This window comes from Streptomyces sp. SID1328 (genome assembly GCF_009865595.1).
GTDB lineage: Bacteria > Actinomycetota > Actinomycetes > Streptomycetales > Streptomycetaceae > Streptomyces > Streptomyces griseoluteus.
On sequence record NZ_WWKH01000118.1, the window covers coordinates 1 to 1,987 of the forward strand.

1 protein-coding gene is annotated in these 1,987 nt (G+C 70.3%); it reads left to right on the forward strand.

What is annotated here, in order from left to right:
- On the forward strand, positions 1-1,825 hold a 1,825-nt coding region (locus GT030_RS03850), incomplete at its 5' end, for an amino acid transporter (protein ID WP_161199841.1).
- Between the last annotated feature and the right edge of the window lie 162 nt (positions 1,826-1,987).

The following is a 1,987-nucleotide window of genomic DNA, read 5'->3' on the forward strand; positions in this document are numbered from 1 at the left end:
CTGGTGGCGGGTGATGTGCCTGACCGGCGTCGACTATTTCTCCACCCTCGGCTACCAGCCCGGCATCGCCGCCCTCGCGGCCGGCGCCCTCTCCCCGCTGGCCACCCTGGTGCTGATCGCGCTGACGCTGTTCGGCGCGCTCCCGGTCTACCGCAGGGTCGCGCACGAGAGCCCGCACGGCGAGGGCTCGATCGCCATGCTGGAGCGGCTGCTGTCCTGGTGGTCGGGGAAGATCCTGGTGCTGGTGCTGCTGGGGTTCGCCGCCACCGACTTCATGATCACCATGACGCTGTCCTCGGCGGACGCGGCCGCGCACGTGATCGAGAACCCGTTCGCCCCGCACTGGACCGAGGGCAGGGGCGTCTGGATCACCCTGGTCCTGCTCGGACTGCTCGGCGCGGTCTTCCTGAAGGGCTTCCAGGAGGCCATCGGGATCGCCGTCGTCCTGGTCGCCACCTATCTCGCACTCAATGTGGTGGTCCTGGCCGTCTGCGCCTACCAGGTCCTCACCCACCCGGTGCGGATCGAGGACTGGACACACCTGATGACGGCGGAGCACTCCTCCCCGCTCGCCATGGTCGGCGTGGCCCTGCTGGTCTTCCCCAAGCTCGCGCTCGGCATGTCCGGCTTCGAGACCGGCGTGGCGGTGATGCCGCAGATCAAGGGCGGCGCCCAGGACACCTACGAGAACCCGGCGGGCCGCATCCGGGGTGCCCGCAAGCTGCTCACCACGGCCGCGCTGATCATGAGCTGCCTGCTGCTGCTCTCCAGCCTGGCGACGACGATCCTGATCCCCGAGAAGGACTTCGAGACCGGCGGCCCGGCCAACGGACGCGCTCTCGCCTACCTCGCCCACCAGTACCTCGGCGAGATCTTCGGCACGGTGTACGACCTGTCCACCATCACCATCCTGTGGTTCGCGGGCGCCTCCGCGATGGCCGGACTGCTCAACCTGGTCCCGCGCTATCTGCCCCGCTACGGCATGGCCCCGGAGTGGACGCGCGCGGTGCGGCCCCTGGTGCTGGTGTTTCTGGTGGCGGCGGTGCTGATCACCCTGTGGTTCCACGCGAGCGTGGACGCGCAGAGCGGGGCGTACGCGACCGGCGTGCTGGTGCTGATGCTGTCGGCGGCCTTCGCCTCCACGGTCGCCGTACACCGGCGCGGGCACCGGGCGGCCACGATCGGCTTCGGCACGATCACCGTCGTCTTCGTCTACACCCTGGTCGCCAACGTGATCGAACGGCCCGACGGCATCAAGATCGCGTCCATCTTCATCGTGCTGATCCTGCTGACCTCGATCGGCTCGCGGGTGCACCGCGCCTTCGAACTCCGCGCCGCCGAGGTGGTGTTCGACGACGCCGCGCTGCGCATCGTCGACGAGGCCGCCGAGCACGGCCCGCTCCAGCTCATCGCCAACGAGCCGCAGGAACACAGCAGGCAGGAGTACCGGGAGAAGGAGCGCGAGCAGCGCCAGCACACCCGGCTGCCCAAGGGCGCCTCCGTGGTGTTCCTGGAGGTGTTCGTCCAGGACTCCTCCGAGTTCACCGGCGAGATCACGGTCCACGGCGACGAGAAGCACGGAGTACGACGGCTGCGCGCGGACGGGCCGACGGTGCCCAACACCATCGCCGCCGTGCTGCTGGCCCTGCGCGACCGCACCGGCAAGGTGCCGCACGTCTACTTCAACTGGACTGAGGGCAACCCGGTCAGCCACCTGCTCCAGTTCCTGGTCTTCGGCAACGGCGAGGCGGCGCCGGTCACCCGCGAGGTGCTGCGCCGCGCGGAACCGGACCCGGAGCGGAGGCCCTGGGTGCACGTCGGCTGAGCACTCAGCCGGGGTTGCCCAGCTCCCCCGCGAGGTCGAGGGCGAGGAGGCGGTCGGCGTAGAGGAAGGTCTCGAAGCGGGCGCCGTCGGGGAGGTCCGGGGCGCTCGCCACGTCCCGGAGCACCGCGAGGACGCCGGGCAGGTCGAGGTCGTCCTCCCAGG